At 68.6% G+C, this 24337-nt stretch carries 25 protein-coding genes and 1 pseudogene; 15 read left to right on the plus strand and 11 right to left on the minus strand.

Annotation, left to right across the window (positions count from 1 at the left end):
* Nucleotides 1-109: 109 nt before the first annotated feature.
* The 5 genes from CCN39_RS18795 to CCN39_RS18815 are packed head-to-tail and all read left to right on the plus strand — an operon-like array spanning nucleotide 110 to nucleotide 6308.
* Nucleotides 110-2206 carry a helix-turn-helix transcriptional regulator gene (locus CCN39_RS18795; RefSeq protein WP_086843722.1) on the plus strand — a complete coding sequence of 699 codons (2097 nt, stop codon included), beginning with the start codon at nucleotides 110-112 and terminating at the stop codon, nucleotides 2204-2206.
* Nucleotides 2203-3180, plus strand: a complete 978-nt coding sequence (locus CCN39_RS18800) for a hypothetical protein (protein ID WP_086843724.1) — start codon at nucleotides 2203-2205, stop codon at nucleotides 3178-3180. Before CCN39_RS18795 ends, CCN39_RS18800 begins: the two co-directional genes overlap by 4 nt.
* On the plus strand, nucleotides 3180-4085 hold the full coding sequence (locus CCN39_RS18805; protein WP_086843726.1) for a DUF6339 family protein: 906 nt from the start codon (nucleotides 3180-3182) through the stop codon (nucleotides 4083-4085). The genes CCN39_RS18800 and CCN39_RS18805 overlap by 1 nt, the downstream gene beginning before the upstream one ends.
* A 21-nt stretch (nucleotides 4086-4106) precedes the next feature.
* Nucleotides 4107-5123 (plus strand): DNA cytosine methyltransferase, encoded by a 1017-nt coding sequence (locus CCN39_RS18810; protein WP_086843728.1) that lies wholly within the window; start codon nucleotides 4107-4109, stop codon nucleotides 5121-5123.
* Between the two features lie 45 nt (nucleotides 5124-5168).
* Nucleotides 5169-6308, plus strand: coding sequence for a DNA cytosine methyltransferase (locus CCN39_RS18815; protein WP_086843730.1), 1140 nt, complete (start codon nucleotides 5169-5171; stop codon nucleotides 6306-6308).
* On the opposite strand, the gene CCN39_RS18820 is transcribed toward CCN39_RS18815, so the two are convergent.
* Nucleotides 6305-6856 carry an SCP2 sterol-binding domain-containing protein gene (locus tag CCN39_RS18820; RefSeq protein ID WP_086843767.1) on the minus strand — a complete coding sequence of 184 codons (552 nt, stop codon included), beginning with the start codon at nucleotides 6854-6856 and terminating at the stop codon, nucleotides 6305-6307. The two genes, CCN39_RS18815 and CCN39_RS18820, sit on opposite strands and share 4 nt — an antisense overlap.
* A gap of 69 nt (nucleotides 6857-6925) precedes the next feature.
* A complete protein-coding gene (locus tag CCN39_RS18825) occupies nucleotides 6926-7588 on the minus strand; it encodes an SCP2 sterol-binding domain-containing protein (protein ID WP_208630267.1) in 663 nt (220 codons plus the stop codon).
* Between the two features lie 127 nt (nucleotides 7589-7715).
* On the opposite strand from CCN39_RS18825, the gene CCN39_RS18830 reads away from it, so the two are divergent.
* Nucleotides 7716-8372 (plus strand): TetR/AcrR family transcriptional regulator, encoded by a 657-nt coding sequence (locus tag CCN39_RS18830; RefSeq protein WP_086843734.1) that lies wholly within the window; start codon nucleotides 7716-7718, stop codon nucleotides 8370-8372.
* On the opposite strand, the gene CCN39_RS18835 is transcribed toward CCN39_RS18830, so the two are convergent.
* A complete protein-coding gene (locus tag CCN39_RS18835) occupies nucleotides 8364-9206 on the minus strand; it encodes a MaoC/PaaZ C-terminal domain-containing protein (protein ID WP_086843736.1) in 843 nt (280 codons plus the stop codon). The genes CCN39_RS18830 and CCN39_RS18835 overlap by 9 nt on opposite strands.
* A gap of 1 nt (nucleotide 9207) precedes the next feature.
* Nucleotides 9208-10542 (minus strand): 3-oxoacyl-ACP reductase, encoded by a 1335-nt coding sequence (locus tag CCN39_RS18840; RefSeq protein ID WP_086843738.1) that lies wholly within the window; start codon nucleotides 10540-10542, stop codon nucleotides 9208-9210.
* Between the two features lie 92 nt (nucleotides 10543-10634).
* Between CCN39_RS18840 and CCN39_RS18845 the strand changes: the two genes are divergently transcribed.
* Nucleotides 10635-11924 (plus strand): acetyl-CoA C-acetyltransferase, encoded by a 1290-nt coding sequence (locus CCN39_RS18845; RefSeq protein WP_086843740.1) that lies wholly within the window; start codon nucleotides 10635-10637, stop codon nucleotides 11922-11924.
* 63 nt (nucleotides 11925-11987) lie between these two features.
* On the opposite strand, the gene CCN39_RS18850 is transcribed toward CCN39_RS18845, so the two are convergent.
* Complete coding sequence (locus CCN39_RS18850) at nucleotides 11988-12533, minus strand: DoxX family protein (RefSeq protein WP_086843742.1); 546 nt, start codon at nucleotides 12531-12533, stop codon at nucleotides 11988-11990.
* Nucleotides 12534-12704: 171 nt separating this feature from the next.
* Here CCN39_RS18850 and CCN39_RS18855 point away from each other — a divergent pair, with 171 nt between their 5' ends.
* Complete coding sequence (locus CCN39_RS18855; protein ID WP_086843744.1) at nucleotides 12705-13439, plus strand: MerR family transcriptional regulator; 735 nt, start codon at nucleotides 12705-12707, stop codon at nucleotides 13437-13439.
* Nucleotides 13440-13500: 61 nt separating this feature from the next.
* Here CCN39_RS18855 and CCN39_RS18860 read toward each other — a convergent pair whose 3' ends face one another.
* Nucleotides 13501-14007, minus strand: a complete 507-nt coding sequence (locus CCN39_RS18860) for a hypothetical protein (protein WP_086843747.1) — start codon at nucleotides 14005-14007, stop codon at nucleotides 13501-13503.
* Nucleotides 14008-14131: 124 nt separating this feature from the next.
* Here CCN39_RS18860 and CCN39_RS18865 point away from each other — a divergent pair, with 124 nt between their 5' ends.
* The 3 genes from CCN39_RS18865 (at nucleotide 14132) to CCN39_RS18870 (ending at nucleotide 16885) form a co-directional block, all read left to right on the plus strand.
* Nucleotides 14132-15322 (plus strand): ATP-binding protein, encoded by a 1191-nt coding sequence (locus tag CCN39_RS18865; RefSeq protein ID WP_003058004.1) that lies wholly within the window; start codon nucleotides 14132-14134, stop codon nucleotides 15320-15322.
* Nucleotides 15323-15570: 248 nt separating this feature from the next.
* Nucleotides 15571-15732, plus strand: coding sequence for a hypothetical protein (locus tag CCN39_RS50725; protein ID WP_014467883.1), 162 nt, complete (start codon nucleotides 15571-15573; stop codon nucleotides 15730-15732).
* Nucleotides 15733-15955: 223 nt separating this feature from the next.
* Complete coding sequence (locus CCN39_RS18870; protein ID WP_086843749.1) at nucleotides 15956-16885, plus strand: bifunctional helix-turn-helix transcriptional regulator/GNAT family N-acetyltransferase; 930 nt, start codon at nucleotides 15956-15958, stop codon at nucleotides 16883-16885.
* On the opposite strand, the gene CCN39_RS18875 is transcribed toward CCN39_RS18870, so the two are convergent.
* Nucleotides 16882-17454: a peroxidase-related enzyme gene (locus CCN39_RS18875; RefSeq protein WP_086843750.1), complete on the minus strand. Its 573-nt coding sequence runs from the start codon at nucleotides 17452-17454 to the stop codon at nucleotides 16882-16884. The two genes, CCN39_RS18870 and CCN39_RS18875, sit on opposite strands and share 4 nt — an antisense overlap.
* 64 nt (nucleotides 17455-17518) lie before the next feature.
* Here CCN39_RS18875 and CCN39_RS18880 point away from each other — a divergent pair, with 64 nt between their 5' ends.
* Entirely contained in the window at nucleotides 17519-18121 is a 603-nt protein-coding gene (locus CCN39_RS18880) for a hypothetical protein (protein ID WP_086843769.1), read from the plus strand.
* A gap of 5 nt (nucleotides 18122-18126) precedes the next feature.
* Here the strand turns inward: CCN39_RS18880 and mctP are convergent, their stop codons facing one another.
* Both mctP and CCN39_RS18890 read right to left on the minus strand, forming a co-directional pair.
* Complete coding sequence (mctP, locus tag CCN39_RS18885) at nucleotides 18127-19782, minus strand: monocarboxylate uptake permease MctP (RefSeq protein ID WP_086843752.1); 1656 nt, start codon at nucleotides 19780-19782, stop codon at nucleotides 18127-18129.
* Complete coding sequence (locus tag CCN39_RS18890; protein ID WP_086843754.1) at nucleotides 19779-20057, minus strand: DUF3311 domain-containing protein; 279 nt, start codon at nucleotides 20055-20057, stop codon at nucleotides 19779-19781. Before CCN39_RS18890 ends, mctP begins: the two co-directional genes overlap by 4 nt.
* A 191-nt stretch (nucleotides 20058-20248) precedes the next feature.
* On the opposite strand from CCN39_RS18890, the gene CCN39_RS18895 reads away from it, so the two are divergent.
* The 3 genes from CCN39_RS18895 to CCN39_RS18905 all read left to right on the plus strand — a co-directional run bounded on the left by CCN39_RS18895 (nucleotide 20249) and on the right by CCN39_RS18905 (nucleotide 23080).
* On the plus strand, nucleotides 20249-21868 hold the full coding sequence (locus CCN39_RS18895; protein ID WP_086843756.1) for an alpha/beta hydrolase: 1620 nt from the start codon (nucleotides 20249-20251) through the stop codon (nucleotides 21866-21868).
* 114 nt (nucleotides 21869-21982) lie between these two features.
* Nucleotides 21983-22255 carry a helix-turn-helix domain-containing protein gene (locus CCN39_RS18900; protein WP_086843758.1) on the plus strand — a complete coding sequence of 91 codons (273 nt, stop codon included), beginning with the start codon at nucleotides 21983-21985 and terminating at the stop codon, nucleotides 22253-22255.
* 9 nt (nucleotides 22256-22264) lie between these two features.
* Nucleotides 22265-23080: a GNAT family N-acetyltransferase gene (locus CCN39_RS18905; RefSeq protein ID WP_086843760.1), complete on the plus strand. Its 816-nt coding sequence runs from the start codon at nucleotides 22265-22267 to the stop codon at nucleotides 23078-23080.
* Here the strand turns inward: CCN39_RS18905 and CCN39_RS18910 are convergent.
* Both CCN39_RS18910 and CCN39_RS18915 read right to left on the minus strand, forming a co-directional pair.
* Nucleotides 23077-23655, minus strand: coding sequence for an EndoU domain-containing protein (locus CCN39_RS18910; RefSeq protein ID WP_086843762.1), 579 nt, complete (start codon nucleotides 23653-23655; stop codon nucleotides 23077-23079). The genes CCN39_RS18905 and CCN39_RS18910 overlap by 4 nt on opposite strands.
* 31 nt (nucleotides 23656-23686) lie before the next feature.
* Nucleotides 23687-24337, minus strand: a pseudogene (locus CCN39_RS18915) (DUF6297 family protein); the annotation flags it as partial.

Genomic DNA, 24337 nt, shown 5'->3' on the forward strand with positions numbered 1-24337 from the left:
AGTGCAGTGAAATTTGACAGCGCTTCCAAAGTCAAAATACACCTGATAGTGTGGCCGCCTGCTGCGGTGTCACACTGGCAGAACACTGGCCTTGGAAGGAGCAGGCGGGATGAGCCCACAGCAAGGGGAGCTCTTCGGGTCCTGGCTGGCGAGACAGCTTCGCCGCGCCGAGATGACCCAAGCACAGCTTGCCGAGCAGCTTTCGATTACCCGCGCCGCGGTCTCCGCGTGGACCAACGGCCGTGCGGAGCCTCGACCGGAGATGCAGCGGAAAATCGCGGACGTCCTCGGCACGGACTTCGCATCGATCTACAACCGCAAAGACGTGACATCCGACTCGCCTCTTCGGTGGCACCACCGGGCCGCGCATCCCGACGGCGGTCGGGAATACGGGAACCCTGCCGCCTTCGCCTTCGACGCCGATCTGTCAATGCTTGCTCGTGAGGCAACCCAGAACTCGCTCGACGAGCGGTACGACCACACCAAGCCCGTCCGCGTGCGCTACACCATTCACGAGGTTACGGGGGAGAAGCTCGATGCGTTCCTGGACGCGATCCACTGGCCTGCGCTCCGTAAGCACTACGCCCAGGCGGCCGCCGCCGAGCAAAAGGTCTCACGGAGCCTGCAGGCTGCCCTGGCCGACCTCGACAAGAACAAGTCCCTGGTCCTGCTGAAGATCGATGATTACAACGCCTCCGGACTCACGGGGGACGAATATGGCGACGGTCGTTTCGCCGCGGTGGTTCGGCGGCAGCTCGACAGTCACAAGGAATCCGGTAAACGAGCGGGTGGTTCGTACGGACTCGGCAAAGTCACGTTGTGGGCCACGAGCCGCTTCAGCCTCGTTTTGATCAACTCGACCCTGTCCGTACCCCACGAAGGGCACGTCGAACGTCGAGTCGTTGGGCGCCTCGACCTGCCGTGGCGCGAGGTGGACGGCGAGGCGTACGCCGGCCCCGGATGGTACGGGCAGGCCGATACCGAGCCGGACCGCAAGGACGTCTCCCGGTCGTGGTGGGCGGACGAGAAGACCGTCGCCGACCTGTATCTGGAACGACTCACGGACGAGCCCGGCACCTCGTTCCTCATCGTCGGAGCCCACGACGCTTCGGGCGCCACCGAGTCGCTGCAGGACATGCACGAAAAGCTCGTGAAGTCGCTGGCCGATAACTTCTGGGCCGCGATGATCGGTGGCCGGGACGCCGGGCCGCTGCTGGAGGCGAGCGTCGTCACGATGCGGAACGGCCGAGTCCTCATCGAGGAGGAGCGCGTCGACCCACGCAGGAAGCACGCCGCGTTGAGCCGCGCTTTCCAGGCATACCTGGACGGTGAGACGGTCGACGAGTTGACGTCAAACGCGCAAGTTGCCCGCGCCGACGTGCGGCTCGTCGTCCCGCCCCGGCGAGTTGCGACCGGAGCGCGGAAGAAGGTGGCCGAGCACGACGCCGTACTGCTCGTCACTCCCGCGGAGGACAGTGACGAGCCGGCCAACCAAGTCGTGTATATGCGCGGCAACCGGCAGACGATCATGGCGAAGCGGCCGCGCGAACTCCCGCTTGGGGCAACGCGGTTCCACGCCGTGTTGCTCGCCGGATACGCCACCGGTCACGACGGCGACGACGTCGAGATGGCCGAGCAATTCCTCAGAGCATCCGAACCGCCCGAGCACGATCGCTGGGACCACAGCGAAGAGCTGACGTCGACGTACGCGCGAGGTGCACTCAGCAGGCTCCGGGAATTTCGCGCCGAGATCGACGCAGCAGTCCGACAACTCGTCGGACGACCCGTCACCCAGCGGGGTGACGGGCCTGCGGCGCTCCGGGAACTGCTGAAGTTGGAAGGCTTCGGGTCGTCTGGTGGCCGCCGGACCCACGGGTTCCCGACCGTACGCAACGTGCGCGCGCACGTCGACGACACCGGCGCTTGGAACGTCTCGGTGGACCTGAAGCTTCCGGAAGCCGACGACCCGTGGCTGCTCACTCCCGTCGCCAAGTTCGACGTGCGGTCTGGCGGGCGTCCGGCGGTCGCCTGGCAAGAACTCGTCGCCACCGAAAACTGCCGCCGGGAGAACGACAGCTTGGCCATCGAAGCCGGTGTGCGATCTGCAAGCTTCTCGGGCGTCACCGACCCTTCGACCCACCCGGTCTCGAGCAGGCTCGCCCGCCTGATCATTGACGTCCAGAAAGCCCGTGGAGGTGCCGCGTGAAGCCGGTGTTCCCATACCAGACCCTCTCCGGTGATGCAGACCTCGAGGTGGTCGCCGTAACCATGGACGGTCGAGACTTGCCCTACTCCCGGATATCAAAGGGGGAGCGCACAGTCGCGCTGCATGAAGCAGGCCGAGCGGAATGGGACGTCGCCCGCCTTCAGTTGAAGGCCGGGCTTCGCGACGAGGAGTTCGAGGACGGTCCTTGGTCCGAAATCACCTGCTTGGCCATCCTCTCGGAACGCGCTACCAACGCGCGCAGCACTGCCCGACTGACCCCCGGTCGAGACGGATACTGGCACGGAGCGATCGAACTGGTCCACGATCGACACACCGATCGGGCCACACTCGCGCTAGCGGTCGTCGGCCAGGTCGACGGCATGCCCGGCCGAATCATCGGCGCGGCCGATAAAAATTGGTATATCGATCTGAAGTCCGTGACCCCCCGACGCCAACGCGAGGTCAACATCAGGCAAGTCGATTTCCGCGAGGGGCCTGAGGAATGGCTGCGGCCATTCAAGGACTCGCTATGGGTCGTCGAGACCGCGGGCGACGTCCCGACCGTCTACTTGAACACCACAGGCGTCGAGGGATTGCTCGAGATGATCAACGGTACCGGCGGCTCTCCGATGGAAAAGCTGCTTCGCGAAACGACGTCCAGCCAGATCGCCCAGGACGCCTGGACCGCCATGTTCAACTCGGCCATCAGCGAACTCGACCTCGACGAAGACGGAACCCCGATCATGCCGGGCGGCTGGCGTGAGTCGGTTCTCCGCATGATGCTGCCGGATGTGCTGCCAGGCAGGCAGCTGACCGACGCCTTGTTCGACATCAACGACCGACGGGCGAGTGGTTCCGGCTGGCCGGAACTGCAGACCAGCATCCACTTCGCGGCGGGCAAGCGCAGCCAAGTCACCAAGAAGTTGACTGCGGCGGTCCGAAGCGTCCACCAAAACGAAAAAGGTGACGACTGATGAGCCCCACCGCCGTCGACTTTCCGGACGTGCTGGGTCTTCTGTCTGACGCAGCCGTGACGAAGCACCTCAGCAGAGGTATCCAGTCGGGCCAAGAGAACCCGCCCCAGGCAGCACTTCGTCGAGCGGCCGTCATGCTGCCGGAAATCGAGACCCGGTGGGCCGTCGGGCCCGTCCGCGTACTGGTCGACGAAGCCATGAAACGCTTCGAGGACAGCCGGGCACGAGCCGACGCCTGGTTGGCGCCGCGGCTACACGCGACGCTGCGCATGACCCGGGCGGAGGCGGCCGACAGTCGACTGTGGAACTACCTCGCGATGCTCGTCGCTCCGGACTACGTCGTGTGGCGGCACGGAACGAACGCGCCCACCCGCCCGGCAAGGTTCAGCGGATCCCACTTCCTGCAGGCGTTCGCCCGCCTGTGGTGGGCCGCGGAACTGTTCCGAGACGGAGCAGACTACCAACCGGTGACGAGCGCTTTCGCCTATCAGGACGTCGTGAACAGTGTGATGCGACTGGACGTGATCGACCACCGCCCCACGGCGGCGGCGATCATCCGCATCGTCGAGCGCCTCGCCTCCGAACAGGTCAAGAGCGCCTCCGACCAGATCAACGCCCTATCCAGAGCGGTCAACACAGCGGGCAGCACGCTGATCTTCGATGTCTTGGCGCCGGACGAGCCGGCGGACAACGATGCTCTACGCGATTGGATCGCGGACTCGGAGCACGCGCCCGAGGTTCCGTGGGACCGTCTCCCCGACGGCCCGGCCGACGGCACTGTCGCCCTGGATTCGGTGAACGCGCTGGTGTCACTGTTCGAGAAGCTGCTCACGGAAGCTCCCCGCCGAGATCGGTCGAAGAAATTGAACGACGATTCGACGGAAACTACGACCACAGCGCACTGAACCGAGAACCGAGGGATCCAAATGCCGAACACAGAATTTGATTTGAACCGTCCTTCCCAGCCCCGTAACCGCCTCACCTCTCTTGAGGTGTGCGCCGGCGCAGGTGGTCTCGCACTCGGCTTGGAACAAGCAGGCTTCGACCCTGTGGTTCTTATCGAGGAGCGCAAGGAGTCCTGCAACACCTTGCGGCTCAATCGACCTGCCTGGGACGTCCGGCAGATGGACCTTCGCCATTTCGACCCGGCGGACGACACGCGCGTCTACGACGTCGACCTGTTGTCTGCGGGCCTGCCGCGGGTGAAGGCATCCGCGGCGAACAACCGCCCTCGAGGAGACGAGCTGGAACTGGAACTCCTCCAAGCGACAGTGTTGTTGGTGCTGGGTGTGCAGCCGCGAGCCCTGTTGATCGAGAACATGCCCGAACTGGTGACCAGCGACAAGTTCATCGCAGCGCGGAAGAAGGCCGAGGCAGAACTCGACAACCTTGGCTACGTTTGGCAATGGCTTGTCGTCAACGCGTCCAACTACGGCGTGTCCCAGGAGCGCAAGCACGGTGTGTTGGTCGCGTTCAAAGACGGCGCACCGGACTGCTTCGAGGCACCGCCCGAGGACCAGCCGCCGTTGTCGGTAGGGGAACTGCTGCGGGACTCCATGGCGTCTCGCGGTTGGCCCGAAGCAGAGGATTGGGCAAGGATGGCCGACCGTCTGGCGCCGACCTTGGTCGGCGGCTCGTGGAATCGCGGTGGAGCGGACTTGGGGCCTTCCGGCTCGAAGAAGCGGTGGGCGACGATGGGTGTCAACGGTCGCACGGTCGCAGATTTCCCGCCGGGGCCGGACTTCGATTGGCGGCCCGAACTGGGCGAGGCGGGCGGGGTTCCCCTGACCGTCGCGCAGGCAGCCACCCTCCAGGGCTTTCCGACAGAGTGGCAGTTCTGGGGCACCAAGACCCACCAGTACCGCCAGGTAGGCAATGCCACACCGCCACCTGTGGGACGAGCGCTCGGGTTGGCCATCCGAAGGGTCTTGGAAGGCCACTGACCGCGCCTACGTCGGATGGCCGACCACACGATATAAGCTCCACGCATGCTCCCCGAACAGTCCGTTGCTTCCCAGCCGGGGCCCATCCACATGGTGGACCTCTTCGCAGGCCCCGGCGGGCTGGACGTCGCCGCGCATTGGCTGGGCCTGGTCGTGGACGGGATCGAGTGGGACGACAACGCCTGTGCCACTCGAACCAAGGCAGGACTGCGTACCCACCACGCCGACGTCCGAGCGCACAAGCCCACAGACTTCGAGAAAGCCACCGTCCTCGCAGGCGGTCCGCCCTGCCAGACCTACACAGTGGCGGGCGGCGGAGCCGGGCGCCGTGCGCTGGAGCAGGTGCTCGAATTCGTCAAACGCATGGCGGCGGGCGAAGACGTCAAAGAGAGCCTGGACGGACTCGACGACGAGCGGACGGGGCTGGTTCTGGAGCCACTCAGGTGGGCATTGGAGGCGGTGAAGGAGGAGCGCCCGTATGACGCCATCGTGTTGGAGCAGGTTCCTGCGGTTCTGCCCGTGTGGTACGCCGTCGGCGAGGCGCTGGCGAGTGTGGGCTACAAATCAGCCTGCGGGATCCTCCACACCGAGATGTTCGGCGTGCCTCAGACGCGGCGTCGAGCCATCCTGATCGCCCGGCGAGACCGCAAGCCGAGCTTGCCGACGCCGACACACCAGCTGTACCGCAAAGGTCGTCCTGCGGACGCGGGAGATTTGGCCCTGTTGCCATGGGAAACCATGGGAAACGCAGTTTCCCGCGGGGTGCCTTACGTGGTGATCTCCAATTACGGCACCGGTGGCGACCCCAAAGCCCGCGGGCGACGCACCTCGGACGAACCTGCAGCCACCGTAACCGGCAAAGTCTCGCGGAACCGCCTAGTCACGCGCGACGAGCGCGAACTACCGAGGTTCAGTCTCCCCGAGGCAGGACGGCTGCAGACCTTTCCGATTGACTACCCGTGGGCCGGGGGTGACATATCCCAGCAGATCGGCAATGCCATCCCCCCTCGGCTGGCTGCGCACGTCCTTGCCTCAGCACTGGGGATAAAGCTGGACCAAGAGGCGCTCGACAAGGCCGTGAACGACAAGTGGGAAGTCACCAAGGCCAGTAAGCCACTTGCCGTGAAACGGGAGACGACTCAGAGCGCCGATGCCTTCTCCAGAGAGCCCGCTTCGAACAGCTAGTCCACGGATGGCTTGGGGATGTCGAAGTAGCTCGAGAACCGCACCGCTGGGGCGTACTCGCCCTTGACCTTCACACGGCCCGTCACGAACATCGCTGCCACCGCCGCGTTGCCCGTGGCCATCCTGATGAAGTCGTCCACCGACAACGTGATCGTGGTGTCCGGGGTTCGGGACAGGTCCGTCGAGGACACGCACACGCCGTCCTCGATCACCGTCTGGAAACGGTCGTACCCGTCCTCGCCTGAGCCGTCTGAAAAGCGCCAAGAAACCACGAAATCCACGTGGCGGGCTCGGGTCGGCGAGAAATGCTCCGACATTCGGCGGAATATCTCGTCCAAGAACACCGCGCGCAACTCCGGGTGGTCCGCGATGGCCTTCAGCTGGTCGCGGGACGCCTTGCGGACCACGTCCACCAGGACGTCCGTCGACAACGAACTCAGCTCGATGCCGGCGCCCGCGGAGCCCAGCATGTGCAACGTTTCCAGGACCTGGGTGAACTGCTCCGGTGTCAGGCGGCCGATCACCAGCTTCTCCGCGAACGCGTTCACCACGTGGCCGCCGCGGGCACGGTGGGGGCGCGGGAGGCGCCATTTTGCGTTTCGGGGCACGGGGACGGACTATACGGGGTGCGGGAGGTCGAAGAATCCGATCAACCCCGCCGCGAAGGCCAGGTCGCCTTTGACTTTGATTCTTCCCGTGACGAACAACACCGCCGGGGTCGCTTGGTGGGTGATGAGGCGGAAGAAGTCGGCCGGGGCGATGGTGATCGTCACCCTGGGGCGGCCGTGCATCTCCCGGCTCACCGTGCACGATCCGTGCGCGATCGTCGTCTCGTAGCGGTCGAAGCCGCCTTCGCCCATTCCGCCCGACAGCCGCCAGTGGACCACCGCCTGGAGGTCGCGGGCCCTGTCCGGCCTGATGTGGGCGCCCATGCGGGCGAAGATCTCGTCCAGCACGCGCTCGCGCAGCGCCCGGTCCGCGACGACGCTCTCCAGCTGCGTGCGCGACGCCGAAGCCACCAACGACGCGAAGCGGGCCGGCTCGACCTTGCTGAGGTCGAACGCCGGCGCGCGCGAAGCCAGCGTGAGCAGGACCGTCAAGAAGCGGCGGAAGTCGTCCTTGCGGAGCTCGCCGGGGTCGATGGCTTCGACGAGCGTGTTGACGTCGAGGGCGTGGGCCTCCGGGCCCAGCGGGTCGAGCCGCTCCAGGGCGTCGAGCAGCGCCGCTCCACGGAGCTCCGCGATCCGATCGGCGCTGGTCATCCCGGCGTTTTCGGCCATGGTCACCCCTCTCCCAGTTACCCGAGGGTAATACTACTTGCCAGTAGGTAGGCGGGCAAGCGTGCCGAAATCACCCGCGCGTGGCAACGCCCGGTACCGTCTCCGGGCAGCAACGAGGAGGTCGAGCGTGTCAGAGGAAGATCAGCGTCCGCCCGAACGGGCCAGGCGGCTGCCGCGTGCCGTGCGCGAGCGGCAGATCCTGGACGCGGCCGTCCAGGTCTTCTCGCGCCACGGCTACCACGCCGCGTCGATGGACGAGATCTCCGACGTCGCCGGGGTCTCGAAGCCGATGATCTACACCTACCTCGGCTCCAAAGAGGACCTCTTCGGCGCGTGCATCCGCCGCGAGGCGACGCGGCTGCTCGAGGCCATCCAGGCCGGCGTGCAGCCCGACCTGCCGCCGGACATGCAGCTCTGGCACGGCCTGCGGTCCTTCTACCGCTTCGTCGCCGAGTACCGCGAGTCCTGGACGGTCCTGCACCGCCAGGCCCTCACGGTCGGCGGGGCCTTCGCCGCGGAGATCACCGACATGCGGGCGCGGGCGATCCAGCTCGTCGCCGCGCTCGTGGTGTCCGCCGGCACCCGCAAGGGCGTCGGCGAACAGGCCGAGTTCTCCGGCGAAGGCCTGGCCGCGTCGCTGGTCGGGGGAGCCGAGTCGCTGGCCGACTGGGCCCTCGACCACCCCGACATCTCCGACGGCGTCCTGGCCTCCTGGATGATGAACCTCGTCTGGCTCGGCTTCAACGACCTCATCGAGGGCGCGGTCTGGAAGCCGTCAGAGTGAGCTGATCGTGCCCTCCAGGTGCGGCTTCGACTTGCTCCACAGCTCGAACGCCCACCCGTCGCCGACCGGCCACGACGTGAAGCCCGCCTTGGCCGGCAGCAGCACCGGCTGCTTGAAGCGGACGTCCACGGTGAACGCCTCCGGCAGGCGGCCTTCGAACGCGGCCAGCGCGTGGGCCTTCGTCCACATGCCGTGGGCGATCGCCGCCGGGAAGCCGAACAGGCGGGCCGTCAGCGGGTGCAGGTGGATCGGATTGCGGTCGCCCGAGACCTCCGCGTAGCGCCGCCCGATGTCGCCCGGGACGCGCCAGATCGCGTCCGGGGTCGGCGGGGCCAGCTGCTCACGCCGCGACGAAGACCCGGAACCCGGGCCGCGACGCAGGTACGTGCTGACGTCGGACCACACGAGGTGATCACCCACCCAAGCCTCGCTGACGACGTCGAACTGACGCCCCTTCTCGTGCGGACGCAGGTTCTCCGCCCGCACGCGCACGGTCAGCGGCTCGCCCACCCGCAGCGCGCGGTGCTGGGTGATCCGGTTCGCCACGTGCACCATGCCGAGCAGCGGGAACGGGAAGCCCGGCTCGGTCATCAGCGCCATCTGCAGCGGGAACGCCAGCATGTGCGGGTACGTCGCCGGCAGCTCGTCGCTCAGCCGGAAGCCGCACACCGTGTTGTACGCGGCCAGGTGGGCCGGGTCGACGACGACGCCCGTGCGCACCAGCTCCGTGTCCGGCAGTTCGCCGCCCGACGGCTTGCGCAGGACGCCGCCGAGCAGCGCCTTCGGGTACAGCGTGGCCAGGCTCGGCGTGCTGTCGAGTTCGCGGATCGCCACGTCAGGCCCCCAGCAGGGCCTGGCCGCAGACGCGGACCACGTTGCCGTTCACCGCGGCCGACGCCGGGTTCGCGTACCAGGCGATCGTCTCGGCGACGTCGACCGGCAGGCCGCCCTGGCCGAGGCTGGACAGCCGCCGCCCGGCCTCGCGGATGAACAGCGGCACCGCGGCCGTCATCTTGGTCTCGATGAACCCGGGCGCGACGGCGTTGATCGTGCCGCCGTACGCCGCCAACTGCGGTGCGCCGACGTTCACCATGCCGATCACGCCCGCCTTCGACGTCGCGTAGTTCGTCTGGCCGACGTTGCCGGCGATGCCCGCGATCGACGAGACGCCGATGATGCGGCCGTTCTCCCGCAGCACCTTGTCGGCGAGGAGCTTGTCGTTCACCGCGAGCTGTGCGGAGAGGTTCACCGCGATCACCGAGTCCCACGCGCTCTCGCTCATGTTGCCCAGCGTCTTGTCGCGCGTGATGCCCGCGTTGTGCACGACGATGTCGACCCCGCCGTGACGCTCCTTCAGGTACTCCGCGAGCTTCGCGGGCGCGCTCGGCGAAGTGATGTCGAGCTGCAACGACGACCCGCCGACCTTGTTCGCCACCTTCGACAGGTCGCCGCCCTGGGCCGGGATGTCGAGCGCGACGACGTGCGCGCCGTCGCGGGCCAGCACCTCGGCGATCGCCGCGCCGATGCCGCGGGACGCGCCGGTGACCAGCGCGACCTTGCCGTCCAGGGGCTTTTCCCAGCTCACGGGCGGGGCAGCCGTCTTGGCCTCGGTGCCGATCCGGATCACCTGCGCGTCGACGAACGCCGACTTCGCCGAGAGCAGGAAGCGCAGCGTCGAGTCCGTGGCCTCTTCGGCGCCGTCGGCGACGTACACGAGCTGGGCGGTCGCGCCGCGCTTCAGCTCTTTGCCCACCGAACGGATGAATCCTTCGAGGGCGCGCTGCGCGATCCGCTCACGGCCTTCGACCTGCTCCGGCGGCGTGCCCAGCACCACGACCCGGCCGGACGGGCCGACGCTGCGGATCACCGGGTGGAAGAAGTCGTAGACCTCGCGCAGGCGGGCGGGGTCGGTGACGCCGGTGGCGTCGAAGACCAGCGCCGCGTGCCGGTCGGCGGCCGTGGTGATCACCTCGATGCCGGCGTCGGCCAGCTGGTCGCGAAGGGTTTTCTCGAGCCGCCCGCCGGGCGCGGCACCGAGAAGTGCGGGACCCTCGAGGGCGGGTTGCCCGGGCTGGTAGCGGCGCAGGGTCGCGGGGTTCGGCAGGCCGAGCTTCGGCACCACGAACTTCCCCACCGGGGTTTTCGTGAACTGCTGGTACCTGTCAGCCATCGGTTGCCTCCCGTGCAGTCTGCGTCACGTCGCAGTCTAACCTACTCCCGAGTAGGTTAAAGTGTGAGGGACACGACCAGAGAGGTGAAGTCATGCCACCGAAGAAGACGCCAGCAGTACGCAAGGTCGCGATCATCGGGGGCAACCGGATCCCCTTCGCGCGGTCCAACGGGCCGTACGCGAAGGCGTCGAACCAGGACATGTTCACCGCCGCCCTCGACGGTCTGGTCAGCCGCTTCTCGCTGCAGGGCGAGGTGATCGGCGAGGTCGCCGCCGGCGCCGTGCTCAAGCACTCGAAGGACTTCAACCTGGCCCGCGAGAGCGTGCTGGGCAGCAAGCTCTCGCCCGCGACACCCGCGTCGGACGTCCAGATGGCGTGCGGCACCGGCCTGCAGGCGATCGTCAACGTCGCCAACAAGATCGCCCTCGGCCAGCTCGACTCGGCCATCGCGGGCGGCGTCGACACCACCAGCGACGCGCCGCTCGCCGTCAACGAGGACCTGCGCCAGATCCTCATCCAGCTCAACGCGGCCAAGACGCTCGGCGACCGGCTCAAGCTCGTCGCGAAGATCCGGCCGGGTCACATCGTCCCGGCGATCCCGCGCAACGAGGAGCCGCGCACCGGGCTGTCGATGGGCGAGCACGCCGCGCTGACGGCCAAGGTCTGGGAGATCACCCGCGAGGCGCAGGACGAACTGGCCGCGAGCAGCCACCAGAAGCTCGCCGCCGCCTACGACCGCGGGTTCTTCGACGACCTCGTGACGCCGTTCCTCAAGCTCGCGCGCGACCAGAACCTGCGACCGGACTCGACGGCGGAGAAGCTCGCCAAGCTCAAGCCGGCCTTCGGCGGCCCCGAGGGCACCATGACGGCGGGCAACTCGACGCCGCTGACCGACGGCGCGTCGACCGTCCTGCTCGCCACCGACGAGTGGGCGAAGGCGCACAAGCTGCCGGTGCTGGCCTACCTGACGTTCTCGCAGACCGCGGCCGTGGATTACGTCCACGGGGACGAGGGCTTGCTGATGGCACCCGCCTACGCCGTGCCGCGGATGCTCGCGCGCGCCGGGCTTTCCCTGCAGGACTTCGACTTCTACGAGATCCACGAGGCGTTCGCGTCGCAGGTGCTGGCCACGCTGAAGGCGTGGGAGGACCCGGCGTTCGCCAAGGAGAAGCTGGACCTGGACGAGCCGCTCGGCGCGATCGACCGGGCGAAGCTGAACGTCAACGGCTCGTCGCTGGCGGCCGGGCACCCGTTCGCCGCGACCGGCGGCCGGATCGTCGCGACGCTGGCGAAGCTGCTGCACGAGAAGGGGTCCGGCCGCGGCCTGATCTCGATCTGCGCGGCCGGCGGCCAGGGCGTCACCGCGATCCTGGAGAAGTAGCTTTCACAGGGAAAGTGCCGCCCTCGGGATCCCGGGGCGGCACTTTCCCTGTGAAGGTGGCGGTTAGTTGGGGAGGGCCTTCTGGGCGCGCTTCGCGAGCTTGTTCGCGCGCTTCTGGCCCCTGCGGCTCAGCCGCTCGGCGCTGTGCCCGACGTCCTTCGCGGCACGACGGGCCCGCCAAGCCGCCGACGGCTTCCCGTGCGTGTCGGCGACCGCGAGCAGCAGGCCGCCGGCCAGGCTCGCGTTCTTGAAGAACTGGATCTGCTGCTGCTGGCGCTCGCCCGGGTCCTTGATGGTCCAGAAGCTGTGCGTCGAGAGCGTCGTGGGCACCAGGCTGCCGAGGAGCAGCCCCGCCGCGAGCCGCGGCGCCTTCCCGGACGCGAGCGCGAGACCGGCGCCGACCTTCACCGCGGCGTCGATCCGGACGAGCGTCATCGGATCGCGCGGGACCTGCTCCGGGATCTTGTCGCCGAACTTCTCGAAAGCGTTGTTGAGGAACGGTTCCGCCGCCTTGGCGTGGCCCTCGGCCTGCCTCAGCGCATTGATCCCGCCTGTCACGAAGATCGTGGCGAGCAGGGGACGTGCCACTCGACGGAGTATCACGGTCATAGCCTTCCTCGTACGGGCCGCTGCCTGGTCGAACCTACTCCGTGGATGCCCGCTCGGCCCGCGCTCGAATCCTCATCGGGCTTTCTGAGGCTTTATAGTCCTAACGCTAGAAAGCGTTATAAGGCTTTAGCGGTTGACCTTGACGCTGCGTCAACTTCTATCGTCGACGTCATGGAGTGGTCGATCCAGGACATCGCCCGCTCGGCCGGGACGACGAGCCGGACGCTGCGCCACTACGGCGCGGTCGGCCTGCTGGAGCCCAGCCGGATCGGCGGCAACGGCTACCGCTACTACGACGAGCAGGCGCTCGTCCGGCTGCAGCGGATCCTGCTGCTGCGCGAGCTCGGTCTCGGGCTGCCGGCGATCGCCGAGGTGCTCGACGGGCAGCGCGACAGCGCGGCGGCGCTCGAAACCCACCTGGAGCTGCTCGAAGACGAGCGGCGGCGGATCGGACGGCAGATCGAGTCGGTCCGCACGACCCTCCGGAAACTGAAGGGAGGTGAACGACTGATGGCGGAAGAAGTGTTCGACGGCTTCGACCACACTCGCCACCAGGAGGAGGTCACGCGTCGCTGGGGCGCTGACGCGTACCGGCACGGTGACCAGTGGTGGAGCTCGTTGTCGGCCTCGGAGAAGGAGGCCCACCAGCAGGAACAGCGGGACATCGCGGCGGCGTTCGGCGCGGCGTGCGCGGCGGGTTCGGCGCCGGGTTCCGAGGAGGCCCAGGCGATCACGCGGCGGCTGCACGAGTGGCTGCGGCCGGCGGTCTCGTCGGTGTCCGCGGGGTACTTCGCGGGGCTCGGTCAGTTGTACGTGGACGACCCGCGGTACGGCGTCGAAGGCGCGACGGCCGAGTTCGTCCGGGATGCGATGAAGATCTACGCGGAGCGGAACCTGACCGGCTAGTGGCGCGTCGTAAGGGGCGCACTGGGGGTAGAGACGAGCAGGGCTGCAGACCTGTTCGTCTCTATGTACTCGGCCGCAGCAGAGTGCGCCGGGTCGTGTCGAGGTGGCCGATCACCTCGTAAGTGGCGAGGGTGCCGACTTCGGGCAGCTCACCGTCACTTTCGAGCACCGCGAAGCCTCCCTCGTACCGGACGATGTACGAGCCGTCCGAGATGAAGGCGTTGGTCACCTCCGCCGCGAGGACCGCGCCCACCGGGTAGCGCGCCTTGCGCGCTCGCCACTCGTCTTCCGGCACCCCGTTGCCGAACGGCCCGGCCCGGAACACCGGGTCGAGCGGCCACAGGCGGATCTGTCCGGGCCGGCGGTCGAGCACCTCGAACGTCGTCGTCGTGCCGACCCGCGGCCACGCCTCCACCTCCCGAGGCAGGTTCAGCACATCGACGAAGCCCTCGCCCGGCGCGCCGCCCAAGTCCAGGAAGATCCCGATGGCGCCGGGGCGGGGGATCAGCGAGACCGTGCCGGTCACCACCGCGCCGATCTCGAACCGGCGCCAGTCGTTTTCGGTCACCGCGCCACGATGTCACGCCGGTGCCCGGTGATCGTTGGGCCGACCGGTCGAACCTCGGCGACACGCGCTAGCCGTCTATGGCGGAATATCGGGCTCACGCTAGAAACGCCGATAGCTTGGCAGAGTGGACCCCATCCGCAACCCCTTCGCGCCGGGCGCCGGGCAGCGGCCGCCCGAGCTGGCCGGGCGCGAGCGTGAGCTCAAGGCGTTCGAAGTCGTGCTGGAGCGGGTTGCGCGGGGGAGACCCGAACGCAGTCTCGTCCTCACCGGGCTGCGGGGCGTCGGCAAGACCGTGCTGCTCGGGGAGCTGCGGGCGATGGCCGTGCGGCACAAGTGGGGGGCCGGGAAGATCGAGGCGCGGCCGGACGCCGAGCTGCGGCGGCCTTTGTCGGCCGCGCTGCACCGGGCCATCCGGGACCTCGCCGTGCGGCACCGGGCGCCCGATCGGGTCGAAGAGGTGCTCGGCGTGCTCAAGGCGTTCGCGCTGCGGGCCAACAAGCCCGACGCCAAGCTGCGCGACCGGTGGCAACCGGGCATCGACGTGCCCGCCGCGCAGGGGCGCGCCGACTCCGGGGACATCGAGATCGACCTCGTCGAGCTGTTCACCGACGTCGCCGAACTGGCCGCGGACGTCGGGACCGGCGTCGCGCTGCTCATCGACGAGATCCAGGACCTGCAGCCCGACGACGTCTCGGCGTTGTGCGCGGCCTGTCACGAACTCTCGCAGTCCGGCGCCCCGCTCGTCGTCGTCGGGGCCGGGCTGCCGCACGTGCCCGCCGTTCTTTCCGCGTCGAAGTCCTACTCCGAGCGGCTCTTCCGGTACGCGCGCATCGACCGGCTCAGCCGCGAGGACGCCGACTTCGCCGTGATGGCGCCGATCGAGCGGGAGGACGCCGGCATCGAGCCGGAGGCCCTCGACGCGCTCTTCGACGCGTCCGGCGGCTACCCCTACTTCATCCAGGCCTACGGCAAGGCGGCCTGGGACGCGGCGCCGTCCGACCCGATCACCGTCAAGGATGTCCAGGTCGCGGCGCCCGAGGCGGAGTCCGAACTGGCGGTCGGCTTCTTCGGGTCGCGCTACGAGCGCGCGACGCCGGCCGAGCGGGAGTACCTGCAGGCGATGGCCTCGCTGACCCAGGGGCGCGACGAGCCCGCCGGCACCGCCGACGTCGCCGTGTTCCTCGGGCGGAAGCCGTCGTCGCTGTCGCCGGCCCGGGACAGCCTGATGAAGAAGGGCCTCGTGTACTCCGCCGAGCGGGGGCAGATCGCCTTCACCGTCCCGCACTTCGGCCACTACCTGCTCGGACGCGACTGACCTGGGCTTTTCCGGCTGTCTCGCGGTCTATGAGCATCACTAAGGCTTTATTGTCTTTTCTCTAGATAGAGCTAGAGAGCAGTAGGGGGTTGCTTCGCCGTGACCGCCGCCACCCTTAATCTGTCCGGCCCATACCCAAGTTTGCCGATGGTTCATCGGCTAGTGCGCCACATCACCGGATATTCATTGGCATCCTTGTGAAAAAAGGCGCATACTAGACCTACAAGCCACCAAGACCCTCGAAGGGGATGCAGAAACCGATGAACAACATCGCCGCCAAGCTCCGTGCCCGTCGCGCCGAGGTTCGCACTCGCCGGGCGCTGAACCGGGCGATCGACACCGCCGCCACCGCGACGGTCCGTCAGGAACTCATCGCGATCGCGCAGGCTCGCTCGGGCTACATGCGCTGATCTCTCACCCCGTGGCGGTCGCCCATTCGAGTGACCTAGGCCACATCGTGCTCACGGTGTAACGCCGCCCGGAGGGGCGTCGATACCCAGTACGACCCCGTGATGCTGGCGGACCCCCGACCTGGCAGCATCGCGGGGTTTCCCATTTCCCCGAAAGCCCTCTTGCCAAGGGCGCTTTCCGCAGTAATCTTTGACTTCGTCAACGAACTTGTTGAGGTGGTCAATGAACGACGCTCAGCTGGCCGACCGGGTCTCCGCGGTCCGCGCCTTCAACCGGCTCTACACCTCGGTCATCGGCGTGCTCGACGAAGGGCCGGCCGACGCCGAGTACTCGCTGCCGGAAGCCCGCGTGCTCTTCGAGCTCGCCCACCAGGACCCGATGCCGGTCACTGACCTGCGGAAACGCCTCGACCTCGACGCCGGTTACGCCAGCAGGCTGCTCGCGCGCCTCGAGTCCCGCGGGCTGATCGTGCGCGAACGGTCCGAGGAGGACGCCCGCCGCCAGCTCGTGCGGCCGACCGCGGCGGGCCGGGACGCCTTCGCCGTGCTGAACCGCCGGTCGACCGACCAGATCGGCGGACTGCTGCGCCGCTTCGCCGACGAAGACCAGCAGCGCCTGCTGACCGCGATGCGCACGATCGGCGACCTGGTCGGCGACCGCCGCCGCGACCCGGCTCTCGTCCTCCGCCCGCCACGACCGGGTGACCTCGGTTGGGTGGTGGAACGGCACGGCGCGCTCTACGCCCGCGAGTACGGCTTCGACGCGCGGTTCGAGGCGCTCGTCGCGCGGGCGGTCGCCGGTTTCGCCGACAACCGGGACGACCCGCGGCAGGCCTTCTGGATCGCGGAGCTCGACGGCGAGCGCGTCGGCAGCATCGGCTGCGCGCGCGGCGAAAACGAGGACATCGCGCAGCTGCGGCTGCTCCTGCTCGAGCCGTCGGCCCGCGGGCACGGCGTCGGCAAGCGGCTGGTCACCGAGTGCGTCGAGTTCGCCAGGGCGCACGGCTACCGGGCCGTGGAGCTGTGGACGATGTCCGTGCTGACCGCCGCGCACGCGATCTACCGGGCCAACGGGTTCCAGCTCGTCGAAGAAGAACCGCACGACGGCTTCGGGCCCGCGCTGGTCCAGCAGTTCTGGCGCCTGGAGTTCTAACGCGGGACGCGGCCGAGCACGAAGAACTCCGGGTTCGGGCGGAGGGCGGTGAGGTGGGCGAGCCGGTTCGACATGGCGAACAACGCGGTGATCGCGCCGATGTCCCAGATCTCGTCTTCGGTCAGGCCGGCGTTGCGCGCGGCTTCGAGGTCGCCTTCGCCGAACAGGGCGGAGTCTTGGGCGAGGGCCAAGGCCAGGTCGACGATCGCGCGGCCGCGCTCGTCCAGCTCCACCTGCCACGGGTTGCTCGACACCCGGTCGGCCAGCTCGGGGTCCTTCGCGCGGATGCGCAGGATCGCGCCGTGGGCGACGACGCAGTAGGTGCAGTGGTTCGCGCCGGACGTCGCGACGACGACCAGCTCGCGCTCGGCCTTGGTGAGTCCGTCGGTGCGGTCCATCAGCGCGTCGTGGTAGTCGAGGAACGCGCGCAGCTCGGCGGGGCGGTGGCCGAGGGCGCGGAAGATGTTCGGCACGAACCCGGACTTCTCCGCGATCGCGCCGACGCGCTCGCGCAGGTCGTCGGGCAGGTCTTCGAGTTCCACCACCGGAAACCGGCTCACGTCGCTCATGGGCTTCACGCTAGCCGTGTCGATTCCGTGGCGCCTTGCCGGTGATCCCTGGTTGGCTGGTCGCGTGACGGACTACGTCGACGGGTACTGCGAACGCGTCGGGCCCGGGCTTTGGGGCGAGCCGCTCAACAGTCTCGGCAACCTCGCCTTTCTCGTCGCCGCGGTTCTCGTTTGGCGGCTGGCCGACGGGGAGCGGACCGGGCGGGTGCTCGCCGGGTTGATCGGGCTCGTTTTCGGCGCGAGCACCGTTTTCCACCTGCTCCCGACGCGGTGGGCCGCCGTGGCGGACTCGGTCGCCGTTCTCGGATTCGTGCTGGTGTACGCGGTGCTCTTCGCGCGCGAGCACTGGAGCCGGCGACACGCGTGGGTTGCCGCGCCCGCGTTCGTCGCGCTCACCGTTGTCACGGCGTTGCTGGGTGGCGGCCTGTACCTGAGCGCCCTCATCGGTTTGGCCGCCTTCGCCGCCCTGCTCGCCTTCAAGCGCGACGCCTACTGGACGCACTTCGCCGTGGCAGGCGCCATCTTCGCGCTCTCGCTGAGCCTGCGCACGCTCGACCGGGACGTCTGCGCCTACGTCCCGGTCGGCACGCACTTCCTCTGGCACCTGCTCAACGGCTTGGTGCTCTACCTCGTTTCCCGGGCCCTAATCCGTCCTCAGTGGACTTAGTGGACTCAGTGGACGCCGATCGGGCGCAGGTTCTTGTCGTGCTCGTCGGTGTGGTAGTCCTCCGGCTCGGTGTCGTCCGTGCCGTTGAACACCTTCATCTGCCGGGCGATCACCGTGACGATCGCCGCCACCACCAGGTTGCCGATCAGGGCCACGAAACCGACGTAGATCTGGACCGCCGAGCCCGCGAACGGGTGCCAGCCGAACAGCGACAGGTTGCCCAGCGACAGCGCCGAACCGCCGAAGTGGAGCTTGCCGTTGGCCGGGTTGGGGATGCCGTACAGCATGATCAGGCCCCAGCCGATGCCGACGATCCAGCCCGCGATCAGGCCCCAGCGGTGGAACCAGCGCGTGTACAGCGCCAGCGCGACCGCCGGCAGCGTCTGCAGGATCAGCACGCCGCCGATGAGCTGGAGGTCGATCGAGAACTGCGGGTCGATCAGGATGATCACGGCGACCGCGCCGAGCTTCACGACCAGCGAAGCGAGCTTCGCCTGCTTCGCCTCCTCGGCGGGAGTCGCGTTCTTGCGGATGTACTCCTTGTAGATGTTCCTGGTCCACAGGTTGGCCGCGGCGATCGACATGATCGCGGCCGGAACCAGGGCGCCGATGCCGATCGCGGCGAACGCGATGCCGGCGAACCAGGACGAGAACTGGTTGTCGAACAGCACCGGGACGATCGTGTTGCCGTCCGCCTTGCCGGTCGCCGCGTTCGTCAGCGGCTTGACCCCGGCGGTGATCGCCACGTAGCCGAGCAGCGCCAGCAGGCCGAGCACCAGCGAGTACGCCGGCAGCGCGACCATGTTCCGCTTGATCACGCTGCGGCCGCGCGAGGCCAGCACGCTGGTCAGCGAGTGCGGGTACAGGAACAGCGCGAGCGCCGAACCCAGGGCCAGCGTCGCGTACTGCAGCTGGTTGTTGGCCGTGAGCAGGATCGACCCGGCCGGCTTGCCGGTGGTCGGGCTCGGGGTGCCGAGCTTCTTCGCCGCCGCGTCGAAGATGTGCGACCAGCCGCCCAGCTTCGACGGCAGGTAGATGATCGCCACCAGGATCACCAGGTAGATCAGGATGTCCTTGACGAACGCGATCAGCGCGGGCGCCCGCAGGCCGGACTGGTAGGTGTAGAAGGCCAGGATGACGAAGGCGACCAGCAGCGGCAGGTGCCCGACGATGCCGGAGCCGTTGATGCCCATCGTCCGCAGCACGGCTTCGAGGCCGACCAGCTGCAGCGCGATGTACGGCATGGTCGCGACGATGCCGGTGATCGCCACCAGCAGGGCCAGGATCGGCGAGCCGAAGCGGCCGCGCACGAAGTCGGCCGGGGTCACGTAACCGCGGACCCGCGAAACCGACCACATCCGCAGCGCCGGGAGCAGGACGATCGGGTAGACGACGATCGTGTACGGCAGCGCGTACAGGCCGAGCGCGCCGGCGCTGAACACCAGCGCGGGCACCGCCACGAACGTGTAAGCCGTGTAGAGGTCACCGCCGAGCAGGAACCAGGTGATCCACGAGCCGAACTTGCGGCCGCCGAGGCCCCATTCGTCCAGGTGGTCCAGCGTGCTGCCGCGCTGCCAGCGCGACGCCATGAAGCCGAGCACGGTGACCAGGGCGAACAGGATCGTGAAGATGATCAGCTCGGGCCACTGCAGGTTGCTCATCGAGCGTCCCCCTCGTCCAGGTCCTCGACGCTCAGCTTGTCCGGTGCGTCAACGGTCGGCTTGTCCCGCGTCATCATGTAGACGATCCAGGTGCTCAACACCCCGACGCCGACCATGAGGAACTGGAACCAGTAGAAGAACGGCATCCCGAACAGCCGTGGACCGTCCATGTTGAACAGTGGCGTGACCAGGACCAGCAGCGGGACGATCAGGAGCAGGTTCCACGGGCTGAACTGAAACCCGCGCACCTTTCCGTCGTGCTTCGCAGTCGACATCGGACCTCACCTAACACTCCCGTAACCGACTGCCTGACCTTAAGACCTCGGTGACGGCGCGTCACGTCTGTCCGATATCGATTTGATCGCCCCGCGGACGAGCTCTCCGACGAACGTGGGTTGCCCCACCCGTACGGGCCCTATATCAATAGCCCGACTCCGCACGCGCAAAACCCAAAAGGGGCAACCGTATGACACGACTCCGCTACGCGGTGGTGATCCCGGCCATCGCCGGCACCCTGCTGGCCGGGTTCACGCCTGCGTTCGCAGGTCAGGAGGTCGCGGCCGGTAAGCAGCCGCTGAACTCCACGAACATCCCGGCTCAGTACGCGAACCAGAAGCTCGACTGGCACAAGTGCGCTGTCCCCTCCGAGCTGCCGACGGCCCCGCCCGCGGGCGCCGAGGACATGGAGTGCGCGACCTACAAGACCCCGCGCAACTGGTACCAGGCGAACGCCCAGATCGACCTGACCATCGCGGTCAGCCGCCTGAAGGCGAAGCAGGACGCGACCGCCAGCGTCGTCACCAACCCCGGTGGCCCGGGCGCGCCCGGCCGCAACTTCCCGGCCCGCCTGCGCAACCAGACGAAGCTGCGCGAGCACCAGGAAATCGTCGGGTTCGACCCGCGCGGCACCGGCAAGAGCACCAACATCACCTGCGGCGGCGCGATCGGCACCGGTGCGGACCTGGACCCGCGTGACCGCGACCGCGGCAACCTGAACCTGATCCTGCAGGCGACGAAGTACGCGGCGCTGTCCTGCCAGCAGAAGTCCGGCGAGCTGGGCCCGCTGATCAACACCGACCAGACGGTCAAGGACATCGACCTGCTGCGCGTGCTGCTCGGCCGCGACAAGATCAACTGGGTCGGCTACTCGGCGGGCACCTGGATGGGCGCGCACTACGCGCAGGCCTACCCGACGCGCACCGGCCGGTTCGTCCTCGACTCGGCGACCGAGTTCACCACGACCTGGCAGAAGTCGTTCGACTGGCAGCCGCTCGGCTTCGAGCGCCGCTGGCGCTCGGACTTCCTCCCGTGGATGGCGAAGTACGACAAGCTCTACCACTTCGGCACCACCGGCGAGGCCGCCCGCCAAACCTACGAGCAGGTCCGCTACGCCCTGACCCAGGGCGCGGTCACCCTGCCCGACGGTTCGACCGTCTCGGCCAACGGCCTCGACTCGTTCATCGCGTCGCAGATCTACTCGAAGCGCGCCTTCCCCGGCCTGGCCGACTACCTGGTCAGCGTCCGCACGCTGACCCAGGGCACCGCTTCGGCGCAGGCCAAGTCCTCGGCCGCGCAGAAGGCCAAGGCCGCCGACAAGAGCACCGTCACCTACGGCGCGCAGCCGCTGATGGTGCCGGCCGACGGCGACTCCTACGACGCCAGCTTCTGGACCATCCCGTGCAACGAGGGTCCGTGGACCGGCTCGCCCAACAGCGCCATCAAGGACTCGCAGAAGCTGATCGACAAGCAGCTGCCGCTCCTGGGTGCCGGCTGGTTCATCCAGCCGTGCCTGTTCTGGAAGAAGCCGCCGTCCCCGCTGCCCGTGCTGGACGGCAAGGGTGTTCCCCCGGTGCTGATCGTCGAGTCGGAGCACGACCCGGCGACGCCGCTCGAGGGCGCGAAGCGCGCGCACAAGGCGTTCGCGGGTTCGCGGATGCTGACGATCACCGGCGAGGGTGACCACGGCATCTACGCCGGCGGCAACGCGGGTGTGGACAAGGTCGTGGAGGCCTACCTGATCGACGGCGTGGTGCCGAACGACCAGAGCCTGCCCGGCATGCCACTTCCGGTGCCCGCGGGCGCCTGACACCACTAGGGCTAGTGGGGCCCCGCCGAACTCCGGTTCGGCGGGGCCCTTTCCCCACCTGTGCACAGAGTTGTCCACAGGCAGTGGACAACTACTGGTATTAGAATCCGCCTCATGGTGCGCGTACCGCTGACGGACGAAGAGCGCGAACGAGGCGAACGCCTCGGCCAGGCGCTGCGGGAAGCGCGGGCCGGGCGGAGCATGGTCGACGTCGCCGCGGAGGCGGGGATCTCGGTCGAGACGCTCCGGAAGATCGAGACCGGCCGCATCCCGACGCCGGCGTTCTTCACGGTCGCGGCCATCGCCGACGCCGTCGGCCTGCCGCTGGAGGAGCTGCGCGCGGCCGTCACGCCCGCCGCGTCACCTCCGCTTTCGCAGGCGAGCTGACCAGCGGAAATGCCCTGGCGCCTCACCGAGGACATCGACGGCTTCCTCGCCCGGACCGGCGGCTTCCTGCGCTCGCGACCCGCCCTGCACACCTCGCAGCTGACCCAGCTCGAGAAGCTGCGGACGCAGGAGGAGAAGGGCACCCTCTTCGGCTGGCTCGAGCACGACGGCGAGGTTCGCGCGATCTGCTACCACCGTCCGGCGCACCACCTGGTCCTCACCGCGGTCGCACCGGACGAAGCCGAAGCCCTCGCTGCGGACCTAGCCGGCCAAGTGGTGCCCGGCGTGACCGCGGAGGACGACTCCGCCGCCGCGTTCGCCGAAGCGTGGCAGCGGCACACCGACGCGGTGCCGGTGCCCAAGGTGCGGGTCCGGCTCCACCGGCTGGGCAAGCTCACCCCACCGGAGCCGATGCCCGAAGGCCGCGCCGTGGCGGCGCCGGACCGCGCGGTGGTCATCCGCTGGTGCAGCGAGTTCGCCACCGCGGTCGGGCAGGAGCCCTTCCCCGACGCACAGGCCTGGGCCGCCTCGAACTTCGCCGACAAGCGGTTCACGTTCTGGGAGGACGGCTCTCTCGTCGCGATGGCGGGCTGGACCCCGGTGCTGGCCGGCATGGTCCGGGTCGACCCCGTCTACGCCCCGGCCCGGTTCCGCGGGCGGGGGTACGCGGGTGCCGTGACGGCCGCGGCGAGCGAGGCCGCGCTGGCGGCGGGCGCGACGGACGTCGTCCTCTACACCGATCCCGCCAACGTCACCGGCAATGCCCTGTACCGGCGCATCGGCTACGTCCCGATCGCGACTTTCACCGGCTACGACTTCTCCTAGACCGGGCGCAGCTGCTTGAGGATGTGCTCGCGGTCGTTGAGGAACGCGCACCCGGGCACCGGCAGGTCGTAGCTGTTGAGCAGCTTCTCGAAGTCGGAGAACTCGTCGGCGGAGAAGCCGAAACCGACCCGGTAGGCGTGCGCGGCCAGGACGTCGGCCAGTTCCTCCCACTCGCCGGCCCACAGCAGCGTCCGGTAGTGCGTGTAGTCCTCCGGGGAGAGCCGGTTGCCGATCGTGGTCAGGACGCTGTCGGCGAAGAAGCTGATCCGGTTGCCCTTGAGGTCGGCGACCGTCGGGTTCGCCGGGTCACGGGCGGTGTCGGGGTTGCGGATCACGCCCGGCCCCGCCACCGGGTAGGCGGTGTGGACGTGCCCGTTGTCCTCGACCAGCACGATCAGGTGGACGTTGAACCGCTCGCCGGCGCAGCGCCACCGGCCGTTGCGCTGCTGGCGCCGGGCCTCGCTGGGGTCGTTGGCGACGTCCTTGACCACGGAGATGATCTGCTCGTCGGTCCAGCCGGCCGGGAACTCGCTGGTCGCCCTGCGCCCGACGCCCGGTGCGTGCCCGCCGCCCACTCGCTGCTCCCTTCGTCGCAACGAGAGTAGGTCAAACGGCGGCGGCGAGCAGCACGATGCCGACGACCTGGAGATCGAGACCGCGGAAGAGCTGGCGGGTCAGGTTGGCGGGCATCGGGCCCATCGGGGTGTCGACGAACCCGGGATTCGCGTAGTCAACGGCGGTGCGGGTGACCGTGCGCAGGATCGACAGCACCGACAACGGCACGGCGAGCCAGGCGCCCGCGGCGAACGACGTCCCACCCGCGAGGGTGACCGCGAGGAGCGCTGTCGCCCAAAGAAGACTGACTCCGGCGAGCACCAGTCCGTGGGCCAGCACCAGGTCGCGATCCGGCGAGCCCAGCCACCGGCGGCGGCCCGGGTTGCGCCAGAGCTCGCCGAGCCCGCCGGCGAACGGCGTCAGCGCGACGTACGCGCCGACGCCCACCAGGACCGCGCCCGGCACGGTCGGCACCGCGATGTGCGCGACGACCACCGCGAGGCCGACCAGCAGCGCCGCGCCCGCGTACCGCGACCGGCCGAGCGTGCCCGCCCAGGCCAGCCGCAGCGGGGTCGGGCGGCGCAGCGAAAGCCCGCCGACCGGCGCGGACGGCGGGAGCAGCATCATCGGGTCGAGGAAGGTGACGGCGACCGAGCGCAGCACCCGGCCGTCCCACCCGGCGAGCAGCGCCGCCCGGCCCGC

The sequence above is a fragment of the Amycolatopsis kentuckyensis genome (assembly GCF_002155975.1).
GTDB classification, from domain to species: domain Bacteria; phylum Actinomycetota; class Actinomycetes; order Mycobacteriales; family Pseudonocardiaceae; genus Amycolatopsis; species Amycolatopsis kentuckyensis.

Coding starts and splice junctions, on each gene's coding strand:
- CCN39_RS18795 (WP_086843722.1), top strand. CDS start 110: ATGAGCCCACAGCAAGGGGAGCTCTTCGGGTCCTGGCTGGCGAGACAG.
- CCN39_RS18805 (WP_086843726.1), top strand. CDS start 3,180: ATGAGCCCCACCGCCGTCGACTTTCCGGACGTGCTGGGTCTTCTGTCT.
- CCN39_RS18810 (WP_086843728.1), top strand. CDS start 4,107: ATGCCGAACACAGAATTTGATTTGAACCGTCCTTCCCAGCCCCGTAAC.
- CCN39_RS18815 (WP_086843730.1), top strand. CDS start 5,169: ATGCTCCCCGAACAGTCCGTTGCTTCCCAGCCGGGGCCCATCCACATG.
- CCN39_RS18825 (WP_208630267.1), bottom strand. CDS start 7,588: ATGGCCGAAAACGCCGGGATGACCAGCGCCGATCGGATCGCGGAGCTC.
- CCN39_RS18840 (WP_086843738.1), bottom strand. CDS start 10,542: ATGGCTGACAGGTACCAGCAGTTCACGAAAACCCCGGTGGGGAAGTTC.
- CCN39_RS18845 (WP_086843740.1), top strand. CDS start 10,635: ATGCCACCGAAGAAGACGCCAGCAGTACGCAAGGTCGCGATCATCGGG.
- CCN39_RS18850 (WP_086843742.1), bottom strand. CDS start 12,533: ATGACCGTGATACTCCGTCGAGTGGCACGTCCCCTGCTCGCCACGATC.
- CCN39_RS18855 (WP_086843744.1), top strand. CDS start 12,705: ATGGAGTGGTCGATCCAGGACATCGCCCGCTCGGCCGGGACGACGAGC.
- CCN39_RS50725 (WP_014467883.1), top strand. CDS start 15,571: ATGCAGAAACCGATGAACAACATCGCCGCCAAGCTCCGTGCCCGTCGC.
- CCN39_RS18870 (WP_086843749.1), top strand. CDS start 15,956: ATGAACGACGCTCAGCTGGCCGACCGGGTCTCCGCGGTCCGCGCCTTC.
- CCN39_RS18875 (WP_086843750.1), bottom strand. CDS start 17,454: ATGAGCGACGTGAGCCGGTTTCCGGTGGTGGAACTCGAAGACCTGCCC.
- mctP (WP_086843752.1), bottom strand. CDS start 19,782: ATGAGCAACCTGCAGTGGCCCGAGCTGATCATCTTCACGATCCTGTTC.
- CCN39_RS18890 (WP_086843754.1), bottom strand. CDS start 20,057: ATGTCGACTGCGAAGCACGACGGAAAGGTGCGCGGGTTTCAGTTCAGC.
- CCN39_RS18895 (WP_086843756.1), top strand. CDS start 20,249: ATGACACGACTCCGCTACGCGGTGGTGATCCCGGCCATCGCCGGCACC.
- CCN39_RS18900 (WP_086843758.1), top strand. CDS start 21,983: ATGGTGCGCGTACCGCTGACGGACGAAGAGCGCGAACGAGGCGAACGC.
- CCN39_RS18905 (WP_086843760.1), top strand. CDS start 22,265: ATGCCCTGGCGCCTCACCGAGGACATCGACGGCTTCCTCGCCCGGACC.